The organism is Actinotalea endophytica, from assembly GCF_025717005.1.
Lineage (GTDB): Bacteria > Actinomycetota > Actinomycetes > Actinomycetales > Cellulomonadaceae > Actinotalea.
On the sequence record NZ_JAOVZU010000002.1, the window covers coordinates 325,174 to 347,272 of the forward strand.

Sequence of the window (22,099 nt, forward strand, 5' to 3'; positions counted from 1 at the left end):
GCTGGGCCTCCGGCGCGCGAGGATGAGTGCCATGACGTTGGACCACGAACCCGATCCCTGCGTCGGTGACTGGCTCGTCGGGCGACTCGGGTCGCAGGGCGCTCGGATCGGCTCGCTCGTGCCGTCCGGGTTCGAGGCCTACGCGCGCGTCCTGCACCCCGGCGTCGGCCGGTGGCCCGGCGAGCCACCGCCGGTCGGGACCCTCGGCGGCGCCTCGCTACGAGGCGTCGTCGAGGCGATCGCGGGCCATGACGGCACGGACGCCGAGGTGGTGGCCGCGTTGTGGGACGGCTACGGCTGGATCGGCGGGGGCGGCGTGAGCATGCTCTGGGCGCGGGACGGGGAGTGGACGCCCGACGAGCGCGCCGCGGCGGAGCAGCACGCGGCCGAGCGCGAAGCGACGCTCGCGCGCGGTCCGTTCGCGCCGGACGTGCTCGCCGCGCCGCGGCTCGAGCTGCCCGGCCGTTCGTACCTGCTGTTCCGCGGCACGATCGCCGATGTGCCCGCGGTGCTCGACCCGGACGGCCCCTGGTCGACCCCCGGCTTCGGCTCGTGGGGCCAGACCCCGAACCTGCTCTGGCCGGTCGACCGGTCGTGGTGCCTGGCCACCGAGATCGACCTCGACTCCACCGTGATCGGCGGGCCTGCGCGGTTGATCGAGGCGGTGCTCGCGCACCCGGCGCTGGAGGCGCTCCCGTTGCCCCCGGACGCGTCGCTCACGTTCGACGCCGGCGCCGCGAACTGACGGGTCCCCCGCGGCTCGACCGCGCGGACGAGCCGCGGGCGGCCGCCGGGCGCGGTGGGGCCCTACTGGAGCACGACCGACCCCGCGTCAGCCCGGACCCGGGCGATCGCGCGGTCCCCGACCTCCCAGCCGTCCGCCTCCGGTCCGATCAGGTCGGCGACCAGCGGACCCTCGTCCGGGTGGTCGAGCGTCAGCCGGGTCAGCGCGCCGAGGAACGAGACCCCGGTGACCGTGGCGAACACCCCCGGTGTGCCGTTGGCGCGCTGCACCGCGAGCTGTTCCGGGCGCACGACGGCCGTGCCGGTGACGGCCTCCCCGACGGCCGGCACGTGGGCGCCCAAGACCCGCCAGCCGTCCGGCTCGGGTCGGGCGCCGACCCGGTTGACCGTGCCCACGAACCCGGCGACGAACGCCGACGCGGGCCGCGAGTACAGCGTGCGCGGCGGGTCGATCTGCTCGAGCACGCCGTCGCGCATCACCGCGACCCGGTCCGCGACCGCCATCGCCTCGTGCTGGTCGTGGGTGACGAACACCGTGGTGACGCCGACCTGCTGCTGCAGCCGCCGGATCTCCTCGCGCAGGTGTTCACGGACCTGGGCGTCCAGCGCGGACAGCGGCTCGTCGAGCAGGAGCAGCCGCGGTTGCGTCGCGATCGCCCGGGCAAGCGCGACCCGCTGCTTCTGCCCGCCGGACATCTGGTGCGGGAACTTCGAGGCGTGCTTCTCCAGCCGGGTCATGGTGAGCAGCCGCTCCACCGTCGCGGCCGTCTCGGCCTTCCCGGCCCGGCGCACCTTCAGGCCGAACTCGATGTTCTGCCGCGCCGTGAGGTTGGGGAAGAGGCTGTACTCCTGGAAGACCATGCCGAAGCCCCGGCGCCGGGGCGGCACGGTCGTGATGTCGTCCCCGTCGACCAGGATCGCGCCCGCGTCCGGGGTCTCGAAGCCGGCGAGGAGCCGCAGCGCGGTGGTCTTGCCGCACCCGGAGGGGCCGAGCAGGCAGACCAGCTCGCCCGAGCCGATGCTCAGGTGCAGGTCCGCGAGCGCCACCGTCGCGCCGAACTCCTTGCGGACGCCGATCATCTCGATGGTTGCCATGTCGTTGTGCTGTCCGTCCGTTCGCTGGTTCGTGGAGGTCCGGGTCACACGCCCACGGTGCTGACGCCCAGCCCGCGACGGCGCAGCAGGTGCACGACCCCCGCCATGCCGACGGCCGTGAACACCATCACCGTGAGCGCCAGCGCCATGCCCGCCTGGGGTGCGCCGCGTTGGTAGTTGACGAGGTAGGTGGGCAACGTGTTCTTCAGCAGCAGCGACGCGAACGCGAACTCGCCGAGCACGAGCGCCCCGGTCAGTCCCGCGCTCGCGACGATCGCGGCGCTCATCGCGGGTGCGAGCACCCGGACGAGCACGGTGGGCAGCGACGCGCCGAGGCTGCGGGCGGCCTCGACCAGGGTTCGCGCGTTGACCGCGCGGAGCCCGGCGTCCAGGGCGCGGTAGGTGAACGGCATCGCCCACAGTGCGTAGAACGGCACCAGGCTCAGCGGGCTGGCCAGGAACCACGGCGCGACCTGGCGGAACGTCGCGGCGACCCCGACCACGAGCGCGATCGGCGGGACGACCCACGGCAGCAGCGTCACCGCGGTGACCAGCGGCCGCAGGCGCGGCCGGTACACCTCGACGAGCACCGCGAGCGGCATCAGCAGCGCGAGGTTCAGGGCGATGGCCAGCGCGGCGAGCACCACGCTGGTGCGCGCCGAGACCCACAGCTCCGGCTCGGCCAGGGCCTCGATCAGGCGGTGCGCCGACCAGCCCTGGAGGACGGTGCTCGAGTCGAGCATCACGACCGGGACGTTCTGGAACGCGAAGCGGGCCATCGCGAGCTGCGGCACCACGAAGAACAGCGCCAGCAACCCGAGGAACGTCCACCGCGCGACCGCACCGCCGCGGCTGCGCCGGACCGCCGGGGCGCTCACGCCTGCGCCCAACGGGCCGCGCGACGCTGGAGGAGCGTCATCACCGCCAGGCCCACGGCGAGCAGCGCGACGGTCCAGGTGACCAGTGCGTACCCGAGGTCCTGCTCGCCGGTGATCACGTTGCCCTGCAGCACGAACCGGATCTGCAGCGGCACGAGCTGGCCGCTCGAGTCCAGCACGTACGCCGTGGCGTACGCGCTGAAGGCGTTGATGAACAGCAGCAGCACGCCACCGAGCACCGGTGGCACGAGCAGTGGCGCGGCGACCGACCGCCAGTACCGCCACGGTGAGGCGCCCATCAACGTCGCCGCCTCGCGCCACGTCTCGCGCAGGCCCGCGACGGCGGGCATCACGACCAGGAACATCAGCGGGATCGAGAAGTACAGGTACACGACCACGAGGCCGGCGAGGCTGGACAGCGAGAAGCCGGTGCCGAGCAGGTCGATCCCGATGGCGTCGAGGGCCTTGGTGACCACCCCCTGGGTGCCCAGCGCGGCGACGAACGCGAACGCGAGCGGCACGCCGCCGAGCTGCGACGCGACCGAGCACCACGCGTCGATGCCGGGGCGCAGCCAGCGTGGCCGGGTCAGGTCCTTGACCGCGAGAGCGAGCAGCAGCCCGAGTGCGCCGCCGATCACCGCGGTCACGGCGGACAGCACGATCGAGTTGCGGAACGGGCTGCGGAACGGTCCGGACACCGCCTCGGACATCGCGCCGAGTCCGGGCACACCGTTGGGCGCGAACGCGTGACCGATCACCACCACGGTGGGCCACAGCAGGAAGATCCCGACGAACGCCAGGAAGACCAGCAGGGCGGTCGTGGTGCCGTCGGGCCGCCACAGCCGCAGCCGGGCGGCGAACGGGCGGCGTGGCGCGATGGCCGGCCGCGCCTCGTCGACGGGCGCCGGCCCGGACCCCCGCGGGCCCGGGCCGGGGGCGGCGGGGGGGGGCGCGCGCGGCCCGCCCGGGGGCCCGGCCCGCCGCCGACGGTGACGGTCACGAGCGACCCGCCATCGCTCGTGTCGGCGTGCTCGTCACTTGTCCGCGACCATCGGGCCCCAGTTGTCGGCCAGGGCCTGCTTCGCCTGGTCGACCTGCTCCTGGGTCGGGAACGAGATCTGCGCGATCGTGTCGGCGTCGGGCAGGTTCTTGGCCAGGTCGGCGCTCACCTTGCCTTCCTCCAGGAGGGTCGCGTACCGGGCCGGGATCGCGCCGCCCTCGAGGTAGCCCAGGGCGCCGTCGTCACCGACGATGTGCTCCAGCCAGAGCCGCGCGGCGCAGGGGTGCGCGCTCTCGGTCACGACGGACTGGGCGTAGAAGCCGCCGTAGACCCCGTCGGACGGGACGGTGACCTGCATGTCGAAGCCGGCGTCGGACATCTCCTGGGTGATCGCCGGGAAGTTGTAGGTCCAGTCCAGCGCGATCGGGACCTCGCCGGACAGCAGGTTGGCCTCGTTGACGTCGATGGTCTGCAGGTTGCCCGACTCCTTGAGCCCGGCGAAGTACTCGATGCCGGGCATGATGTCGTCGAAGCTGCCGCCGTTCGCGAGGGACGCGGCCATCACCGCCGCGAACGCGGCGCCGGCCTCGCGCGGGTCACCGTTGAGCGTGACCATGCCCTGGTACTTCGGGTCCTCCAGGTCGGCCCAGCTGGTCGGGGCGTCGGGGACCAAGGTGGTGTTGGTCGCTATCGACATCACGCCGTAGTAGGCGGCGACCCAGTGGCCCTCGGGGTCCTTGAGCGCGTCCGGAATCTCGTCCCAGACCGTCGGCTCGTACACGTCCGCGTAGCCCTCGTCGATCAGCTGCTGGGTGAACGACGGACCGACGTCGACCGCGTCGGGCATGTCCGGCTGGCCGCGCAGGGTCTGGATCGCGGTCACCTCGTCGGCGGACGACGCGTCCGGGTTCGCGACCGGGGCGTCGATCCCGTAGGTCGACGTGAACGAGGCGAGGATGCCCTGGTAGTTGGCCCAGGTGTCCGGCAGGGCGATCAGGTTGACCGTGCCCTCGGCAGCGGCCGCGGCGGCGATCTCGTCGACGGTGGTGCCGCACGAGGTGGCGTCCGCGGCGGCCGACGAGCTCGAGCCGGACGTGTCGGAGCTCGAGCTGTCGGCGGAGGACGCCGTGGCGGGCGCGCACGCGGTCAGCGTGAGCGCGGCCAGCGTCAGGGGGGCGAGCAGGGGGTGCTTGCGCATCGATGTCCCTCGGTCGGTCGACGGTGCAGGCGAGCGCCGAGCACCAGACCGAGGTGTAGCGAGCCAGAGCGAGCGCGCTGAGGCCGGCCGGTGAACGGGCGGTGGCACGACTGTGAATCTCGCGCGCCGCAGGCCGGCCGGGTGTCGTCCGCGCGCTCGGCGGTACGGTCACCGAGTACTTCCAGGTGCTGCCGCACCTGCTGACCAGGGCACCGGGGCGAGCGTGAGGGGGCGCATGTGGGAGACCTGATCGTGGTGGCCGGTCCACCGGGCGTGGGCAAGTCGACCGTCGCGGAGCTCGTGGCGGACCAGCTCGAGGTCAGCGCACTGGTCCGCGGCGACGACTTCTTCGCGTTCCTGCGGCAGGGCGCCATCTCACCCTGGCTGCCGGAGTCCCACGTGCAGAACGACGCGGTGACGCAGGCCGCGGCCGCGGCGACGGGGCGACTCGCGCGGCACTGTGACGTCGTCTACGACGGGGTGATCGGGCCCTGGTTCCTCGCGACGTTCCTCGAGCAGTCGGGTCTCGAGGAGCTCAGCTACGCCGTCCTGCTCCCGCCGCTCGAGGAGTGCCACCGGCGCGTGGCGGCGCGCACCGGCCACGGCTTCACCGACCGCGACGCCACCGAGCACATGTGGCACGAGTTCGACGACGCGGGCATCGACGCTCGGTACCTGCTGCGTGACGTCGCACCGGCGCGGGACATCGCGCAAGCGGTCATCGACCGGGCCCGATCGGGCTCCCTCCGGTACCCGCCGCGCGGATCTGGTCCAGCGAACGGACCTGCACACCGGTCGCGCTGACGTTCTCGGGAGCGAGCCAGGCCTCGAGCGCCGCGCGGGCAGCGGGCCACTCGCTGTCGAGCAGCGAGAACCAGCAGGTGTCGCGGTTGCGGCCCTTGACGATCATGTGCTGCCGGAAGGTCCCCTCCTCGGTGAACCCGAGCCGCGTCGCCGCGCGTCGGGACCGGGCGTTCGCGGCGTCGCACTTCCACTCCGCGCGTCGATAGCCCGCGCTGAAGATCGCGCTCAGCAGCAGGTAGGCCACCTCGGTGGACATCGGCGTGCGCTGCATCGCGGGGGAGTACGCGAGGTGACCGATCTCGGCGACCCCGTGCTCCGGGACGACCCGCAGGATGGCCGCCCAGCCGAGCGCCCGGCCGGTCACGGCGTCGATGCAGGCGAACAGGAAGGGGTCGGTCGTCCGGGTCGCGCCGGCGATCCAGGCGCGCAGGTCGCCCTCGTCGGCGAAGGGCCCGTAGCCGAGGTAGTCCCACAGGCTCGGGTCGGCGTCCGCGAACGCGCGCCAGAGGTCCGCTGCGTGTCGCTCGGTGAGCGGCTCGAGGCGCACCTGACGACCCACCAACGGCAACGCCGTGGCGGCCGGATGCCGCCGGCCACCCGCGCTCTGCTCGATCACGCTGCTCCCTTCGCCGCGCCGGGGCTACCCGCCTACCAGTCGGCGCAGGTGGCTCTCCGCCGAGGACAGCCATCCGGTCGGGTCGGGTCCGGACGGCACCATCGCGAACGCCTGCCAGAGCACCAGCAGGTCCCACCATCGTTCCTCGTCCGCGGTCAGTGCGTGAACCGAGCAGTAGCCGGCGAGGAAGGCTGCGTGCACCGCCGGAGGGACAGGTCCCCACTCGCGGTAGCGCGTCCCGAGCAGCACCGCCGAGCGGGCCAGCTCCACGACCCGGTGGTCCCACCTGGCCTCCTCGAAGTCGAGGACGGCGACGACCTCGTCCGCCACGCACAACACGTTGGCCGAGCGGACGTCGCCGTGCACGAGCTGGATCGGGAGCGGGTCGGCGGGTGCCGTCGCGACGAGACGTCGTACAGCCCGCCGATCAGCCGCGGGCAGGTGCTCGGCCCGGGGTGAGCCGAGCCAGGCGACGATCCGCTCGGCGAGCGGCCGCTCCGGCCCGGGATGTGGCACGACCACGGTGGCGTCGGGATAGGTCGCCAGCGCACCGTGCAGCCGTGCCAGAGCCTGGCCGGCGGCCCGCACCTGCGTCGGAACAGTGGTGTCCAGGAGCCGTCCCCGGACCTCACGCTGCACGCCCACCGACGCCGCACCGTCCACCGCGACCTGGAGGCTCCCGTCCAGTGCCGCGACGGGTGCCGACACGGGCAGCCCAAGGCCGTCCAGCCAGGCAGTGAGGCGCGCGATCTCGGCGAGGGTCCCGAAGCGCTCGGGTGCGACGGACCACTTCGCGACGATGCGACCGGACGCCGTCGTGACCCACGCCAAGGCGTTGCGGTCGCTCATCACGACCCGCTCGCAGACGCCGGCCAGACCCCAGTGGGTGTCCAGCAGCTCGGCGACCCAGCGTGCCGCCTCGGCCGGAGCCGCGAACCCGAACCTCTCCCGGAGGGCGCTGTGGGGCTCGTGCGTCTCCCAGAGCATCTCCACGCTCGGTGCGTCCGGCCCGGTCATGTCCCGCATCCCATCACGGATGCCGTCCAGCGCCGTGAGCGGAGCGTGATCGAGGCGCGCGGACCCCGTGCCGGGCCGGCTCGCGGCGACGGCTCGCTCCGAGACTGCGGGTACTCGGATGAGTGCAGCAAGGGGGCAGCGATGGCGGACCCGCAAGCGACGGGGACCGATCGCCGAGCTAGGGCTCGCCGTTCGCGTGGGTGGTTCAGGAGTCCACGCTCGACCGGCCGGCGTTCCCGGTCAGCGTCCCGGTCGGCGACCCGTCTCCCGCGTCACGGCCCGGCGCGTCGTCGCACCCGCGTGGCCAGGTCACCCCGTGGACAGCTCGGTCAGCGCCGCGCGGACCCGCTCGGCGACCCGGTCGCCCTCCGGCACGACGGCCGGGTCGCTCACCACGGTCACGCCGAGCCGGCCCGCGTAGGACAGCGCCGCGAAAGCGACGGTGACGTTGCCCGCGAGGATCCCGATCGGCACGAGCGCACGGACCCGCACGCCGCCGAGGTGCACCTCGGCCGGCCCGCGGAGGTTGGTGAGGAACGTGGTCACCATCCGCTGGCGGTCCACGAACCACTGGAAGAGCCCGGTCGCCGCGAGCAGCCGGAACGCCGGGCCGAGCAGCGCTGCGGACGCGCCGCGCGCGGACGTCTTGCGCCGCCGGCTGTCGGCGGCCACGGAGTGCAGCCGGTCGCCGAGGTCGCCGGTCAGCGGGACCCGGACCGTCATCACCCCGACCCGGTTGCCGAGCTCGGCGCGCGTGGTGGACCGGCGGGCGGACACGGCGACCGAGACCACCACGTCGTCGAGGTGCTCGCCGCGCTCGGCGAGGGTGCGGCCGAGCGCGTCGCCGGCCGCAACAAGGAGCGCGTCGTTGATCGTGCCGCCGCGCGCCCGCGCACCGGTGCGGACGGGGTCGAGCGGGACCTCGACGTGGTGGGCGGCCCGGTCCGGACCGCTCGGCGCGTTGAGCGAGCAGCGGGGTGCCGTCCGGGGGCCGGAGAGCTCGGCGAATGCGGACCGGAGCCGGTGCAGGCGTCCAGGGCGGGTGCGGGTGGCCACGGCGGGGGCGGACGCGGCGGGTGCCGAGGCGCCCGACGCGGAGGCGGTGGGTGCGCCGACGGACGGTCCCGGACCCGAGGGCCCGGGTGCGGGGCCTTCGTCGGCGAGGTCGGCGAGCACGGCGAGCCCACCGATCCCGTCGGCGAGGACGTGGTGCATCACCAGCGTCACTGCGACCGCAGCGCCGGCGTGCTCGTGCACGACGGCACGCCACAGGGGCGCCGCGGGGTCGAGTCGTTCGACCATCACCGTGGCGGCTGCGGCGACCAGGTCCGGGTCGGCGCCGCTCGGCGCTCCCTGGCGGCGGACGAGGTTCGCCGTGCCCGCCGCATCGACCCAGTAGGGCCGCCCGAACCGCGGGACCACGAGGCGTCGCCGGAACGCGGGCACGCCGGCCAGCCGTTCGTGGACGGTCTCGGCGACCGCGGCGGGGTCGCCGCCGTCGAGCAGCAGCACGACGCCGACGTTCCGTGGCGCCGGGCCGACGTCGGTCGCCAGCTCGACGGCGTCGGCCGCGCTGATCCGGTCCTTGGGGGGCACCCGCCGAGCATGGCAGCGAGCGGGGGAGGAGCGCCCCGGACCGTCGTCCCGGTCGCTGCGTGCGTCGCGGGACTCGGCCCGGTTGCGTCGGCCTCGGTCTGACCCAGGCTCAGCCGGCCGCGGCGGCGGCCTTGGCCAGCGCGTCGACGGTGTCGTCGAGGCCCCACGGCAGCGACAGCGCCGTCGGCGGCGAGACCGACGCGATCAGCGACGTACCCACCAGCCCGGCCACGGCACCGTCGCTCACCTGCCCCATCACCTGGGCGTAGGGCGCGTCGAGGAAGGACTGCAGGCTCTCGTCGGAGTCGGCGTAGGCGACCAGCACGTCGCTGGTCAGCTCGTCCAGGCGCTCGTAGGAGAGCGTGAAGTAGAACGTCGACTCGTCGGTGTCGAGCGCGGTGACCGAGGGCGCCGGGTCGAATCCGAGGTCGAGCATGAACTCCACCCGCGGGTCGGCGTCGGAGTACACGTAGAACGTCGTGCCGACGTCCCAGACGGCTGCGAGGGTCTTGCCCTGGAACTCGGGGTGGGCCGCGGCGGCGGTGGCGATCTGCTCGTCGATGCCGGTGAGCACCTGCTCCGCCTCGGCGGTCCTGCCGAGGGCCTCACCGGTGATCGTCACGATGTCGCGCCAGGGAGTGGCCCACGGCTGGTCCGGGTAGGCGACGACGGGCGCGATCGCGCTGAGGGTGTCGTACTGCTCCTGGGTGAGGCCCGAGTAGGGCGCGAGCACCAGGTCGGGGTCGGCCGCCGAGATCGCCTCGTACGGCACGTCGTCGCCGGAGTCGGGCAGCACGGTGGGCAGCTCGGCGCCGAGCTCGTCCACGGCCTCGCGCACCCAGGGCAGCACGCCGTCGGCGTCGCCGCCGTAGCCCTGGTAGGGCATGGCGACCGGGACGACGCCGAGTGCGATCGCGGCATCGGTCGAACCCCAGCCCCAGGTCACGACGCGCTGCGGCGCGGCGTCGATCGTGGTCTCACCGAAGGCGTCGGTGATGGTCACCGGGAACGCATCGCCGGCCGAGTCCGCCTCCGTGTCCGCCGACGTGCCGGTGCTCGACCCGGTGTCACCGGACGTGGCGCCGTCGTCACCGGCCGCGCAACCCGCGAGCGTGAGGCTTGCGGCAGTGGCGGCGACGAGCAGCGCCCGGGCGCGCAGCACGCGGCGCATGCGGGCCGACCGTTCCGCGCGGGCGGTCGAGCTGGACCACCGGACCACGGAACGGCCGAGCGTGCGACGACGGGGGGCCATGGAACCTCCTGGACTTAGGTAAGGCTTACCTAAGCCTACGCGACGCGACCGTGCAGCGCGGTCCGTCATCCGGACGCAGGTCGGGGGAGCACCACCGGCCGCCCGGTGTCGGGGTCCGCGAGCAGGCGCGGTCGCACGCCGAACGCGTGCTCGACCACCTCCTCGCTGAGCGTCGCCACCGGGTCGCCCTGAGCCACTACCCGCCCGTCGGCCAGCACCACGAGCTCGTCGGCGTACCGTGCACCGAGCGTCAGGTCGTGACTCACCAGCACCACGGTGCGGCCCTGGCGGACCTGGTCGCGCAGCACGTCGAGCACCTCGACCTGGTGCGCGACGTCGAGCGCACTCGTCGGCTCGTCGAGCAGCAGCACGTCGGGATCCTGGGCGAGGACCATCGAGATCCAGACCCGCTGGCGCTGCCCGCCGCTGAGCTCGTCGACCCGGCGAGCGGCGAGGTCGGCCGTGCCGGTCGCCTCGAGCGCGGCACCGACGACGGCGTCGTCGTCGCTGCGGTGACCGAGGAACAGCCCCTGGTGCGGGTAGCGGCCGTGCGCGACGAGCTCGGCCACCCGGATCCCCTCCGGCGCGAGCGGCTCCTGCGGCAGCACCCCGATCCGGCGGGCGAGACGGCGCGGTGGGATCTGGCGCAGGTCGGTGCCCTCCAGGGTGACCCGGCCCGACCGCGGCTCGAGCAGCCGTGCCAGCCCGCGCAGCAGCGTCGACTTGCCGCTCGCGTTCGCCCCGACGAGCACGGTGAGCGCACCGGCCCGCACGTCGAGACTCACGCCCCGCACCACGTCCGGGCCGTGGTAGCCCAGCACGACGTCCTCGGCCCGAAGGCTCATGCTTCCCTCCACAGGACCCACAGCAGGAACGGCGCCCCCAGGGCGCCGGTGACCAGGCCGACCGGCGGCTGGAGCGAGCCGGGCAGGTGCTGCGCGACGAGGTCCGCGGTGACCACCGCGGTCGCGCCCACCAGCGCGGCCGTCGCCAGGGCTGGGCCGTGGCCGCGCAGCCGCCGCGCCAGCGGTCCCGAGACGAACGCCACGAACGCGACCGGCCCCGCCGCAGCCACGGCCGCAGCGGCGAGCACCGCCGAGCCGGCCACGGCCGCGGTCCGGACCCGCTCGGGCTGCAGACCCAGACCCCGGGCGGCCGCGTCGTCCAGGCGCAGTGCGGCAAGTGGTCGCCGAGCGATGGCCAGGAGCAGCGAGACCGCCGCGAGCACCGCGGCCAGCCGCGCGACGTCGGACCAGGCCGCGGTGCCCACCGAGCCCACCAGCCACCGGTACGCGCTGCGCGCAGCCGTGAGGTTCGCGCGCGTGAGCGCGTAGCCGAGCACCGCGGTCGCTGCGAACGCGACCGCGACCCCGACCACGACGAACCGGGTGCCGAGCACCCCGCGCCCGGAGAGTGCGACGACGAGCGCCGCGGCCCCGAGCGCGCCGCCCAGCGCCGCGACGTCGACGCCCGCACCGACCGCCCCGGCGCCGATCGCGAGCACGGCGGCGGCGCTCGCACCGCCGGTGACCCCCACCACGTCGGGGCTCGCGAGCGGGTTGCGGACCACCGACTGCAGCAGCGCCCCGGACATCCCCAGCAGCGCACCGACCACCGCGCCGAGCATCGCTCGCGGCAGGCGGAGCCCGGTCACGATGAACGCGGCGGGTCCGGGCTCGCCACGCAACGCAGACAGCACGTCGGCGACCGGCACGCGCACGTCCCCGAGCAGCAGGCTCGCGCCGACCAGCACGACCAGCACGGCGCCGAGCCCCGCGACCGCGAGCACCCCGCGTCGGGTGTCCACCGCGCGGAGCCGTCGCACCACCTCGCCGGCGCTCACGCGTGCGGCGCCGTCCGGCGAGGGCTGCGCGGTCGCCGTCGTCCCGGCCGCGGTCATCGCACGCTCCCGCTGCGCACCAGGCCGATCAGCACCGGCGCGCCGATCGCCGCGACCACGAGCCCCGCCTCCAGCTCGCCGGGTGGGGCGACCACCCGGCCGACGACATCCGCGGCGACCAGCAGGGCCGCACCCGCGAGCACGGCGACCGGCACCATGCGCGCGTGCCGTGCGCCCACCAGCCGATGCGCCGTGTGCACCGCGACCAGGCCGACGAACACCAGGGGGCCGGCCAGCGCGGTGGCCGCGCCCGCGAGCGCGACCACGACGGCCACCGAGGCGGCCCGGACCGCGCCGAGCCGGTAGCCGAGCCCGCGCGCGACGTCGTCGCCGAGGGCGAGCGCGTCGAGCGGGCGGGAGAGCGCGACCGCCCCGACCAGCCCGGCCAGCACGAGCGGCGCGACGCCGGCGGCGGCGTCCAGGCCTCGACCGGTGAGCGCGCCGACGGTCCAGAACCGGTACCGGTCCAGCGCCGTGGGGTCCTGGAGCAGCAGGAGCGTGGTCACGGAGGTCAGCCCTGCGGTGATCGCGGCGCCCGCGACCACCAGCCGCGCCGGGCTCCCGGTGCGGGCGGCGACGGCCGCGACGACGGCGGCCGCGGCGAGGGCGCCCAGCAGCGCGGCGACCACCGTCGTGGCCAGGTCGGTGCGGCCGAGGCCGAGCGCGACGACCACCCCGAGGGCGGCCCCGGCGTTCACCCCGAGCAGCCCGGGGTCGGCGACCGGGTTCCGGGTCACCCCGCGCATCACGACCCCGGCGGCGCCGAGCGCAGCCCCGGCGAGGAGCCCGAGGACTGTGCGCGGCACCCGCAGGTCGCGCACCACCACGACGGTGGTCGGGTCGGCGTCCGCGGGTCTGAGCAGCGCCGCGACCACGTCGCCGAGCGGCGTGCTGCGCGCGCCCACTGCGAGGCTCACCACCACGAGCAGTGCGAGCACGCCGGCGCCGATCGCGAGCGTCCGGGCGAGGGCGGCTCCGCCCGGTCGGACGCCTCGCGCGGGAGGATGCCCTGCGGGCGCGGGATCGAGGGCCGACGCGGGCGGGCTCACCGCCGCGTCCCCGACGTGGTCCGTGTCGCCGTCGGGTGTGTCACTGCGGCTCGGCACGGCCGGCGCGCCAGTAGCCGAGGAACGCCGCGTTGCCCGGCCCGATCGCACCGCGCAGCAGGCGTCTGAGGTCCCGCACCATCGCGGCCTCGCCGGCGATCCAGGCGTAGAAGTCGCCGCCGGCGGGGTCGGGCGGGCTCTCCCACAGGAGCTCGGCGTCGATGTCGACGTCGTCCGGCTCGGTCGGGGTGCCGAGCGCTCCGGCGAGCAGCGTGGTGTGCCGGGTGAGCCAGGTCCGCACGGTCTGGGTGAGCAGGAGCCCGTGCGGGGCGACGTCGCGCACGCCCTCGGCCGTGGTGCACCCGCCGTCCCGGGCCAGCCAGGTGATCCGGGACCGTCCGCGCGGGTAGACGCTGAGGATGTCGTCGGCGCTGGGCACCTCGATGATCGCCTGCGCGGTCGGCCCGTCGAGGCTCTCCACGATCGAGCAGATCGCCGGTGCGGCGGTCTCGTCGCCGGCGAGCAGGAGGTGCTGTGCGTGGCCGGGGCGCCAGTCGATCCCGGTCACCTCGGCGGAGCGGGCATCCGGGCCGACCACGACGAGCTCGTCGCCGACCCTGGCGGCCGCGAGCCACGACGCCGCGGGGCCGCCCCCGTCGGCGTGGCGGACCATGTCGACGTCGAGCTCGCCGACGTCGGGCCGTACCTGGCGCACCGTGTACGTGCGCAGCGGGCAGCGCTCGTCGTCCGGGAGGGCTCGCCATCGCGCGTACCAGGCGCCCTCGCGGATGGTGGTCTCGTCGTCCGCGCCGATCTCGCAGAGTCGGCCGCGCAGCGGGAACATCAGCTTGACGCGCTGGTCGAGACCCGTGGTGCCGAAGACCGCGAGGTCGGGCCCGGTGACGGTGACGCGGACCAGGTGCGGGCTGAGTGGCAGGAGGCGCCGGACCGTGACCCGGAAGGGGCGGTAGGCGGGGTAGGCCGGGCGCGCGACAGGGCTCAGGTGCGTCCGACTTAGCATAGCCTTACCTTACATAAGGCCTGCTCCGAGGCTCTCGCGGGAGTCGTCAGACGCCGCGCCGCTGTGCCCGCACCGCCCGCACCGAGAGCTGCGCGGCCGTGACGAGCACCAGCAGCGCGAACAGCACGCTCGACAGCCGGGCCGGCAGCAGGAATGCCAGCGCGACCCCGAGGAACGAGGCGGCCGACGCCGACGCGCCGACCACGATGCCGACTCGGACGTCCACGAGGCCCCGGCGGGCGTTCGCGACGGTGCCGGTGATCGAGGTCAGGATCATCACGACCAGCGACGTGCCCTTGGCCAGGAGATCGCTGACCCCGAGCAGCAGGATCAGGGCCGGGACCACGATCACGCCGCCGCCGATCCCGAACAGGCCGGCGGCGATCCCGGCGACCAGGCCGACCGCGACGAGGCCGAGGACGATGCCGACGTTCCACTCGACCTCGTGCCCGCGAACGGGTTGCGCAGTCAGCATCCGCAGCGCCACGGCGAGCAGGAGCACGATGAACATCCAGCGCAGCGCCGCCATCGGCAGCCGGCGCAGCAGCCACGTCCCGATCAGCGAGCCGACGATGCCGCCGATCGCGACCAGCGCGCCGATCCGCAGGTCCGCCTCACCACGCGCCAGGTAGCTGATCGACCCGACGATCGACGTCGGCAGGACCGCGACCAGCGAGGTCGACGCCGCCTGACGCTGGTCCATGCCCCCGAACGAGAGCAGCAGCGGCACCATGATGATCCCGCCGCCGACACCGAACATCCCGGACAGCACGCCACCGGCGGCACCGATCAGGATGAGCGCGACCCATCGACGAAGAGACGGCGAGACGGGCACGGCCCCACCCTACGGGCCGCCCTCGTTCAGCGCTGGAGCATGACCAGGGTCTCGTGGTGCTCGGTGTGCGGGAACATGTCGTACACCCGCGCCTTGACCGGCCGCAGCGACGGCATCGCCCGCAGGTCGCGTCCCAGCGACCCGACGTGGCAGCTCGAGTACAGCACGTGCGCCACCCCGGACGCCTCGAGCAGGCCCGCGAGCTCGCCGAGCCCGCGGCGCGGAGGGTTCACCACGACGAGGTCCGGCACGGCCTCGACGTCCCGCACGAACGCGGCCGCGTCGCCGGCCTGGAACCGCGCCGTGAGGCCGAGCTCGTCCCGGCTGGTCAGGGCGGAGGCGACGGCCTCGCCGCTGAGCTCGACCCCGAGGACGTCCCGGCCCGGCGCGAGGTGCAGCGCGAACCCGCCGACCCCGCAGTACAGGTCCCACGCGGTCCGGACCGCGAGCTCGTCGACCCAGGCCGCCGCGTCGCGGTACAGCGCACCGGCCACGGCGGTGTTGGTCTGGAAGAAGCTCTGCGGGCGCAGGTGCAGCGTCACGTCCCCGACCGGCATGCGCAGCGTCCCGGCCTCGGTGAGGACGATCTCCCGCTCGCCCTCGAGCACGGCCTTGTGCTCGGGCTGGACGTTGACCGACACGACGGTCCGGTCGCCGAGCTCGGCCACGAGTGGCGGCAGGTGCTTGCGGATCCGGGCGAGGGCCTCGGTCGAGCGCAGCACGAACCGCACCATGAGCGCGGTCCCGGAGTCGGTGACCAGGACGTGCTTGAGCTCACCGCGCCGGGTCGCGACGTCGTAGGGCGTGAGCGAGGCCTCCGTGACGAAGGCCGCGAGGACGGGCAGCGCCGCGGTGATGCCGGGCGTGTGCAGCGCGCACCCGCGCAGGTCGACGCCGCGGGCGCCGTCCAGGATGCCGAGCGTCGGCGCCTCGACGGTGCCGGCGACGACCATCTTCGCCTTGTTGCGGAAGCCGCTCTCGGCGCTCGCGACGGGAAGCTCCCAGCGCACCCCCTCGCCGAGCGCTGCGCGCGCCCCGGCCACCTTCCGGGCGAGCTGGTCGTCGTACGGCTGCTCGAGCAGCGTGCACGACCGGCACAGGGCGGCGTCGTAGTAGTCGCACTGCACGTCGCGAGCCTAAGCCCGGTCGGTCAGGCTGCCGGGTCGGGAGGGCCGCCGACCGCGCGAGCGACGCGGGTCTCCCGACCGCTCAGGTGAGGCTCGCCGAGTAGATCGACTCGATCGACTCGTCGAGGACGCGGTCGAACTCCTCGTCCGTCTGGTGCACGTCCAACCCCTCGGTGAGCGCACGGGAGAAGCTCGCGATCACGCCGAGGTTGCGGGCCAGCCGGGCGGTCGCCTCGGCGCGCGTGTAGCCGCCGGACAGCGCTGCGACGCGGGCGACCCGCGGGTGCGCCACCAGGGGCTCCCACAGGCCGGGCTCCTCGGGGAGCGTCAGCTTGAGGAACACCTGCTGCTCGGGCCGGAAGTCGTCGAGACGCTGCAGCAGCGCGTGCCGCAGCATGTCCTCGGCCTGGGCCTTCTCGGGCGAGTGGATGTCCACCTCGGGCTCGACGATCGGCACGAGGCCGGCGTCCAGGATCCGGCGGGCGACGGTGAGCTGCTGGTCGACCGCGGCGACGATCCCGTCCTTGTGCGCGAGCGTGACGAGCGAGCGCATCTTCGTGCCGAACACACCGTGGCCGATCGCCCGCTCGAGCATGTCGTCCAGGTCGGGGATCGGCTTCATCAGCCGCACGCCGTCGGACTCGTCCTCGAGCCCCTTGTCGACCTTGAGGAACGGCACGACGTGCTTGACCTGCCACAGGTACTCGGCCGCCCCTGTGCCGTCGATGGTGGACTCCATCGTGCGGTCGAACAGGATCGCGCCGATCACCCGGTTCCCGCCGAACACGGGGCTCGTGATGATCCGGGTCCGCATCCGGTGGACGAGCTCGAACATCTCCACCTCGTCCGCCCACGACTCGATGCCGTAGGCGCGCAGGGCCCTCGGGGTGGAGCCGCCGCTCTGGTCGAGGGCTGCGATGAAGCCCCGTCCGGTCGCCATCTGGTGGAACTGCTCGCTCATGACCCCTCCTCCCGTGGAGGGCGATCGACCCGCGGGTCGGGCGGCGGGACGACCGCCACTCCCATCATCGCGCGTCGGCGTCGCGCGCGGCAGGGACCGCGGTGCACGTTCGACCACGACGCGCGTGCAGCATGCGGTGCGTCGAGCCCGGTCCACCGGCCCGAATCCGCCCCGACGCCCGGCGTCGCCGGGTAGCGTCGCGACATGCCCAGCCCGTTCGCGCCGGTCGCTCCCGGGGTCCTGGTGGCCACGAGCCGCCGGATGCAGACCACCACCACGCTGGTGGTGCACGGCGACCGGGGCCTGCTGGTCGACCCGGCCTGGTTGCCGGACGAGCTCGAGGCGATCGCCGACGACCTCACCGCGCTCGGGATCCGCGTCACCTCGGGGCTCTCGACCCATCCGCACCACGACCACCTGCTGTGGCACCCGCGGTTCGGCGACGGGCACCGCTGGGCGTCCTCCCGCGCGGTCGAGGTGGTGCGCGAGCACGCGGACGAGCTGCGGGCCGAGCTGACCGACCCGTTCCCCCCTGGCGTGCTGCGTCTGTTCGGCCGGCTCGAGCCGCTGCCCGGCGCCGATGCGGTCGGCGACGTCGCCGAGATCCCCGACCCGTTCAGCACGGACCTCACCAGCGACCCGCTGCTCGCCATCACGCACGACGCCCACGCGCCCGGTCACACCGCGCTCTGGGCGCCGCACCGCGGTGTCCTGGTGGTGGGCGACATGCTGAGCGACGTCGAGCTCCCGCTGCCGGCGACCGGCCTGGACGCCTACCTCGCCGGGCTGGACGTGCTCGCGCCGTACGTGGGGCGCGCCTCCGTGCTCGTACCCGGTCACGGGACGCCGACGGCCGACCCCGGTGCCCGGCTGGACGCCGACCGCCACTACCTCGAGGCCGTGCTCGCCGGCCGCACCCCGGACGATCCTCGCCTGGCCAACGAGGGGATGCGCGACGAGCACGCACGCACCGTCGCCATGGTCGGTTGAGCCGTTCGTAGGTGGTCCCGGGCTGGTCCCTGCCGGACCCCCTCACGCGACGGCTATCGTTCGCGTGGGGGTGGTGACGTGTCCCGCGACGAGCAGCGCGGCGAGGCGTCGGGACCGGACGCTCCCGACGCCGACCTCGTGCTGGACGAGGTCGAGCAGAAGTACCGGCAGGTCTTCGACGGCGCCGCGATCGGCATGGCGCTCGTCGCGGTGGGCCCGGAGCCGGCGCCCGGCACGCTCCTCGACGTGAACCGCGCCATGTGCGAGATGCTCGGCCGCTCCGCCGACCAGCTCGTGGGGATGCCGGCCGACACGATCACCCACCCCGACGACGTCGCGGTCGGTGCTGTCGCCGCCGAGCGCGTCCGCAGCGGCGAGCTCGACCGCGGAGTCGTCGAGAAGCGATACCTGCGGGCCGACGGGGCCGAGGTGTGGGTCCGGGTCACGATGTCCGCGATCCACGGCCCGGACGGCGACCCGCTCCACCTGGTCGCCCAGGTGGAGGACATCACCGCCCGCAAGGACGCCGAGAACGAGCTGATCTACCGGGCCATGCACGACCCGCTCACCGGCATGCCGAACCGGTCGCACGCGATGGAGCACCTCGAGCGGGCCCTCGCCCGGGCGAGCCGAGCCGGCGGCCTGGTCGGCGTGCTGTACCTCGATCTCGACGACTTCAAGGAGATCAACGACAGCCTCGGGCACGCCGCGGGCGACGAGCTGCTCGTCGCGGTCGGGCAACGGGTCCGCAGCGTGCTGCGCGCCGGTGACCTCGCCGCGCGCCTGGGCGGCGACGAGATCGCGGTGGTCTGTGACGGGCTCACCACCCCGGGGGAGGTCGCGCCGATCGCGCAGCGAGTCATCAACACCCTCAGCGCGCCGATCGAGATCGCCGACCGCGTCCTGCACGTGTCCGCGAGCATCGGGGCGGCGACGGGTGGCGTGGGCGCCACGGCCGACGGCCTGGTGCGCGAGGCGGACGCCGCGATGTACCGGGCCAAGGGCGCGGGCAAGGGGCGCTACATCGTCGGTGACGAGTCCCTCGCGGCGCTCGCGGCCCGGCAGCTCGAGGTGGAGGAGACGCTGCGCGGAGCGCTCGAGGACGACGGACTTCGACTGGTGTACCAGCCGATCGTGGACCTCGGCAGCGGACGGGTCGTCGCGGTCGAGGCGCTGCTGCGCATGGTGCACCCCGAGCGCGGTGAGCTCGTGCCGGCGGAGTTCGTCGACGTCGCGGAGAGCCGCGGGCTGATCGTGCCGATCGGTCGGTGGGTCGTGGAGGAGGCGGTGCGCCAGGCCGCGCAGTGGCACGCGGCCCTCGGCGACCGCGCGCCGCAGGTCTGGGTCAACGCGTCCGACCGTCAGCTCGGCCGGCACGACCTGGCGGGCGTGGTGAGCGACGCGCTGGCGGCCCACGGCCTGCCGGCCGACCTCCTCGGGATCGAGATCGCCGAGCGTCGGCTGGTCCGGCTCGACCATTTCGAGCGCGACGACCTCGCCGCGATCCGCGAGCTGGGCGTCGGCATCGGGATCGACGACTTCGGCACCGGTCGCAGCGGGCTCGACTATCTCCGCGACCTCCCGGTCACCGACCTGAAGGTCGACGACAGCCTCACCGCCCGGCTCGGCACCGACACGGCGAGCACCGCCATCGCCGAGTCCCTCGTGACGCTCGGCCACGGCCTCGGCCTCACCGTCACGGTCGAGGGCGTGGAGACCGCGGCGCAGCTCGGCTGGCTGCGGGGCTGGGCGTGCGACCGGGCCCAGGGCTACCTGCTCGGCCGGCCGCACGGCGCGGACGAGGTCGGCGCCGTGCTCACCGAGCCGGACGGCCCCGTCGCGCAGGACTGATCGCGCGGCGCGCTCGCGGACCGGGGAACGGTGGTCCGGCCACCGGTCCCCGGTCGTGACCGAGGCGGCTCGTGCGCGCCGTCGTGGTCACACGGTCGCGCTGGCGTCGACCTGCTCGAGGTTCCGTTCGCGCGACTTGAGGGCGATGACGATCGCCGCCGTGATGAGGGTCCCGACCGCGAGGGCGACCAGGAACAGCAGGAAGTTGCCGATCAGCGGCAGCACCCAGATCCCGCCGTGCGGGGCACGCAGCGTCGTCCCGAAGACCATCGCGAGCGCGCCGGTGGCCGAGGAGCCGACGACCGAGGCCACGATGATCCGGACCGGGTCCGCGGCGGCGAACGGGATCGCGCCCTCGGAGATGAACGAGGCCCCGAGCAGCCAGGCGGCCTTGCCGTTCTCGCGCTCCGGCTCCGAGAAGAGCTTCGGCCGGACCGCCGTCGCGAGCGCCATCGCGAGCGGGGCCACCATGCCGCCGGCCATCACCGCGGCCATGATCTTCAGCTGCGGTGCGTCGGAGGCCGCCCCAGCGGTGGCCAGGCCGGTCGTCGCGAACGTGTAGGCGACCTTGTTGACCGGGCCGCCGAGGTCGAAGCCCATCATCGCGCCGAGGATCGCGCCGAGGATGAACGCGCTCGCGCCGGTCAGGCCGGTCAGCCAGTTGTTCAGGCCGTCGGACATCGCCTTGATCGGGCTGCCGAGCACGATGATGAACAGGCCCGCCGTGATGAGGGTCGACAGCAGTGGGATCACGACCACGGGCATGACGCCCCGGACGCCCTTGTGGACCCTCCAGCGCGAGATCCACAGTGCCGAGAAGCCGCCGAGGAAGCCGGTGGCGATGCCGCCGAGGAACCCGGCACCCATGGTCGCGGCGATCGACCCGCCGACGATCCCGGGGACGAGCCCCGGCCGGTCGGCGATCGCGAAGGCGATGAACCCGGACAGGATCGGCACCAGGAACCCGAACGACGCGTGCCCGATGACGAAGAGCAGAGCAGCCCACGAGGTCAGGTCGGCCACGCTGAAGTTCTGGGCGATGTTGTACTGATCGGTGCCGGTCAGGGTGTAGTTCGTGATCTCGATGGCGCCCTGCTCGCCGAGTGCGGCCTGCGCCAGCATGAACGACAGGGCGATGAGGATGCCGCCGGCGGCGACGAACGGGATCATGTACGACACGCCGGTCATCAGCCACTGCCGGATCTTCGTGCCGATGCCGACGCCCTCCTCGACCTTGCTCGTGAGCCCGCCGGAGCCACCCGCGGCCGGGGCGGCGGCCGCAGCCCGGCTCGGGTCGGCCTCCCACACGGCGACGAGCTCCTCGGCCTGGGCCACGAGTGCGGGTCCGTCGGAGATGCCGCGCTTGACGCCGACGTCGATGGTCGGCTTGCCGGCGAACCGACCCGCGTCCTTGACCGGGAGGTCGTGGGCGAAGATCACGGCGTCGGCCGCCGCGATCTCGGCCGCGCTGAGCGGCTTCGCGCCGGCCGAGCCCTGGGTCTCGACCTTCATCGTGTGGCCCGCGGCCTTCGCCGCGTTCTCCAGGCCCTCCGCAGCCATGTAGGTGTGCGCGATGCCGGTCGGGCACGAGGTGACGCCGACGAACGTGAGCGAGCGCTTGGGCTGCGTCTCGGCCGGGGCAGCCGGCGTGGCGGCGGACGTGCCGGCTGCGGGGGGCGCCGCTTCAGGTGCAGCGGCCTCCGGCTCGTCGAGCGCGACCTCGTCGCTGACGATGCGGACGACCTCGGCCTCGGTGGTCGCGCTCATCAGCGCCGCCGTGAACTCCGGCTTGACCAGTGCGCGGGCCAGCTTGGGCAGCATCTGCATGTGCGCCTCGCCGCCCTCCTCGGGCGCGGCGATGAGGAAGATCAGGGTCGCCGGTCCGTCCGGTGCACCCCAGTCGATCCCGGCGGTCGAGCGCCCGAACACGAGCGACGGCTCGGTGATCGCCGCACTGCGGGCGTGCGGGATCCCGATGCCGCCGGGCAGGCCGGTGGCCATCGTCTCCTCGCGCTTGCGCACGTCGGCGATGAACGTGTCGAGGTCGGTGCACCGCCCGGTCTCGACGAGTCGCTCGCCCAGGGTGCGGGTCGCCTCGTGTCGGTCGGCACCGGTGAGCTCGAGGATGACCTGCCGTTCGGTGATCAGGGACATGAGGGCTCCTTTCG

Annotated in this window: 20 protein-coding genes; 4 read left to right on the forward strand and 16 right to left on the reverse strand. The window is 74.2% G+C overall.

The annotated features are described in order from the left end of the window. Positions 1-31 precede the first annotated feature (31 nt). Complete coding sequence (locus OEB99_RS04690) at positions 32-745, forward strand: hypothetical protein (protein ID WP_263508643.1); 714 nt, start codon at positions 32-34, stop codon at positions 743-745. A gap of 62 nt (positions 746-807) precedes the next feature. Here the strand turns inward: OEB99_RS04690 and OEB99_RS04695 are convergent, their stop codons facing one another. From OEB99_RS04695 to OEB99_RS04710, 4 genes are all read right to left on the reverse strand, one after another. Continuing rightward, on the reverse strand, positions 808-1,839 hold the full coding sequence (locus tag OEB99_RS04695; RefSeq protein WP_263508644.1) for an ABC transporter ATP-binding protein: 1,032 nt from the start codon (positions 1,837-1,839) through the stop codon (positions 808-810). 44 nt (positions 1,840-1,883) lie between these two features. Beyond that, positions 1,884-2,717, reverse strand: a complete 834-nt coding sequence (locus OEB99_RS04700) for an ABC transporter permease (RefSeq protein WP_263508645.1) — start codon at positions 2,715-2,717, stop codon at positions 1,884-1,886. Beyond that, positions 2,714-3,475, reverse strand: a complete 762-nt coding sequence (locus tag OEB99_RS04705; RefSeq protein ID WP_263508646.1) for an ABC transporter permease — start codon at positions 3,473-3,475, stop codon at positions 2,714-2,716. The genes OEB99_RS04700 and OEB99_RS04705 overlap by 4 nt, the downstream gene beginning before the upstream one ends. A gap of 276 nt (positions 3,476-3,751) precedes the next feature. Then, positions 3,752-4,915 carry an ABC transporter substrate-binding protein gene (locus OEB99_RS04710; RefSeq protein ID WP_263508647.1) on the reverse strand — a complete coding sequence of 388 codons (1,164 nt, stop codon included), beginning with the start codon at positions 4,913-4,915 and terminating at the stop codon, positions 3,752-3,754. Between the two features lie 237 nt (positions 4,916-5,152). On the opposite strand from OEB99_RS04710, the gene OEB99_RS04715 reads away from it, so the two are divergent. Beyond that, positions 5,153-5,719, forward strand: coding sequence for an ATP-binding protein (locus OEB99_RS04715; RefSeq protein ID WP_263508648.1), 567 nt, complete (start codon positions 5,153-5,155; stop codon positions 5,717-5,719). On the opposite strand, the gene OEB99_RS04720 is transcribed toward OEB99_RS04715, so the two are convergent. The 11 genes from OEB99_RS04720 to OEB99_RS04770 form a co-directional block, all read right to left on the reverse strand. Then, positions 5,634-6,335, reverse strand: coding sequence for a GNAT family N-acetyltransferase (locus OEB99_RS04720; protein WP_263508649.1), 702 nt, complete (start codon positions 6,333-6,335; stop codon positions 5,634-5,636). The genes OEB99_RS04715 and OEB99_RS04720 overlap by 86 nt on opposite strands. A 24-nt stretch (positions 6,336-6,359) precedes the next feature. Continuing rightward, positions 6,360-7,352 (reverse strand): phosphotransferase, encoded by a 993-nt coding sequence (locus OEB99_RS04725; protein ID WP_263508650.1) that lies wholly within the window; start codon positions 7,350-7,352, stop codon positions 6,360-6,362. 309 nt (positions 7,353-7,661) lie between these two features. After that, positions 7,662-8,948 (reverse strand): wax ester/triacylglycerol synthase domain-containing protein, encoded by a 1,287-nt coding sequence (locus OEB99_RS04730; protein WP_263508651.1) that lies wholly within the window; start codon positions 8,946-8,948, stop codon positions 7,662-7,664. Positions 8,949-9,057: 109 nt separating this feature from the next. After that, complete coding sequence (locus tag OEB99_RS04735) at positions 9,058-10,200, reverse strand: iron-siderophore ABC transporter substrate-binding protein (protein WP_318011386.1); 1,143 nt, start codon at positions 10,198-10,200, stop codon at positions 9,058-9,060. 65 nt (positions 10,201-10,265) lie between these two features. Beyond that, the gene (locus OEB99_RS04740; RefSeq protein ID WP_263508652.1) at positions 10,266-11,045 is read right to left on the reverse strand and encodes an ABC transporter ATP-binding protein; all 780 of its coding nucleotides are present in this window, start codon (positions 11,043-11,045) and stop codon (positions 10,266-10,268) included. After that, positions 11,042-12,100 carry a FecCD family ABC transporter permease gene (locus tag OEB99_RS04745; protein WP_263508653.1) on the reverse strand — a complete coding sequence of 353 codons (1,059 nt, stop codon included), beginning with the start codon at positions 12,098-12,100 and terminating at the stop codon, positions 11,042-11,044. The genes OEB99_RS04740 and OEB99_RS04745 overlap by 4 nt, the downstream gene beginning before the upstream one ends. Continuing rightward, complete coding sequence (locus tag OEB99_RS04750; protein ID WP_263508654.1) at positions 12,097-13,149, reverse strand: FecCD family ABC transporter permease; 1,053 nt, start codon at positions 13,147-13,149, stop codon at positions 12,097-12,099. Before OEB99_RS04750 ends, OEB99_RS04745 begins: the two co-directional genes overlap by 4 nt. Before the next feature lie 40 nt (positions 13,150-13,189). Next, complete coding sequence (locus OEB99_RS04755) at positions 13,190-14,167, reverse strand: siderophore-interacting protein (RefSeq protein ID WP_263508655.1); 978 nt, start codon at positions 14,165-14,167, stop codon at positions 13,190-13,192. Positions 14,168-14,213: 46 nt separating this feature from the next. Next, positions 14,214-15,002, reverse strand: coding sequence for a sulfite exporter TauE/SafE family protein (locus OEB99_RS04760; RefSeq protein ID WP_263508656.1), 789 nt, complete (start codon positions 15,000-15,002; stop codon positions 14,214-14,216). A 26-nt stretch (positions 15,003-15,028) separates the two neighbouring features. After that, entirely contained in the window at positions 15,029-16,129 is a 1,101-nt protein-coding gene (gene rlmC / locus OEB99_RS04765; protein ID WP_263508657.1) for a 23S rRNA (uracil(747)-C(5))-methyltransferase RlmC, read from the reverse strand. Between the two features lie 82 nt (positions 16,130-16,211). Then, positions 16,212-17,090 carry a fructose bisphosphate aldolase gene (locus tag OEB99_RS04770; RefSeq protein WP_263508658.1) on the reverse strand — a complete coding sequence of 293 codons (879 nt, stop codon included), beginning with the start codon at positions 17,088-17,090 and terminating at the stop codon, positions 16,212-16,214. 204 nt (positions 17,091-17,294) lie between these two features. Here OEB99_RS04770 and OEB99_RS04775 point away from each other — a divergent pair, with 204 nt between their 5' ends. Both OEB99_RS04775 and OEB99_RS04780 read left to right on the forward strand, forming a co-directional pair. Then, positions 17,295-18,080, forward strand: a complete 786-nt coding sequence (locus OEB99_RS04775) for an MBL fold metallo-hydrolase (protein ID WP_263508659.1) — start codon at positions 17,295-17,297, stop codon at positions 18,078-18,080. 78 nt (positions 18,081-18,158) lie between these two features. Beyond that, positions 18,159-19,931, forward strand: a complete 1,773-nt coding sequence (locus OEB99_RS04780) for a putative bifunctional diguanylate cyclase/phosphodiesterase (protein ID WP_263508660.1) — start codon at positions 18,159-18,161, stop codon at positions 19,929-19,931. An 87-nt stretch (positions 19,932-20,018) separates the two neighbouring features. Here OEB99_RS04780 and OEB99_RS04785 read toward each other — a convergent pair whose 3' ends face one another. Next, the gene (locus OEB99_RS04785) at positions 20,019-22,085 is read right to left on the reverse strand and encodes a PTS fructose transporter subunit IIABC (RefSeq protein WP_263508661.1); all 2,067 of its coding nucleotides are present in this window, start codon (positions 22,083-22,085) and stop codon (positions 20,019-20,021) included. Positions 22,086-22,099: the final 14 nt, after the last annotated feature.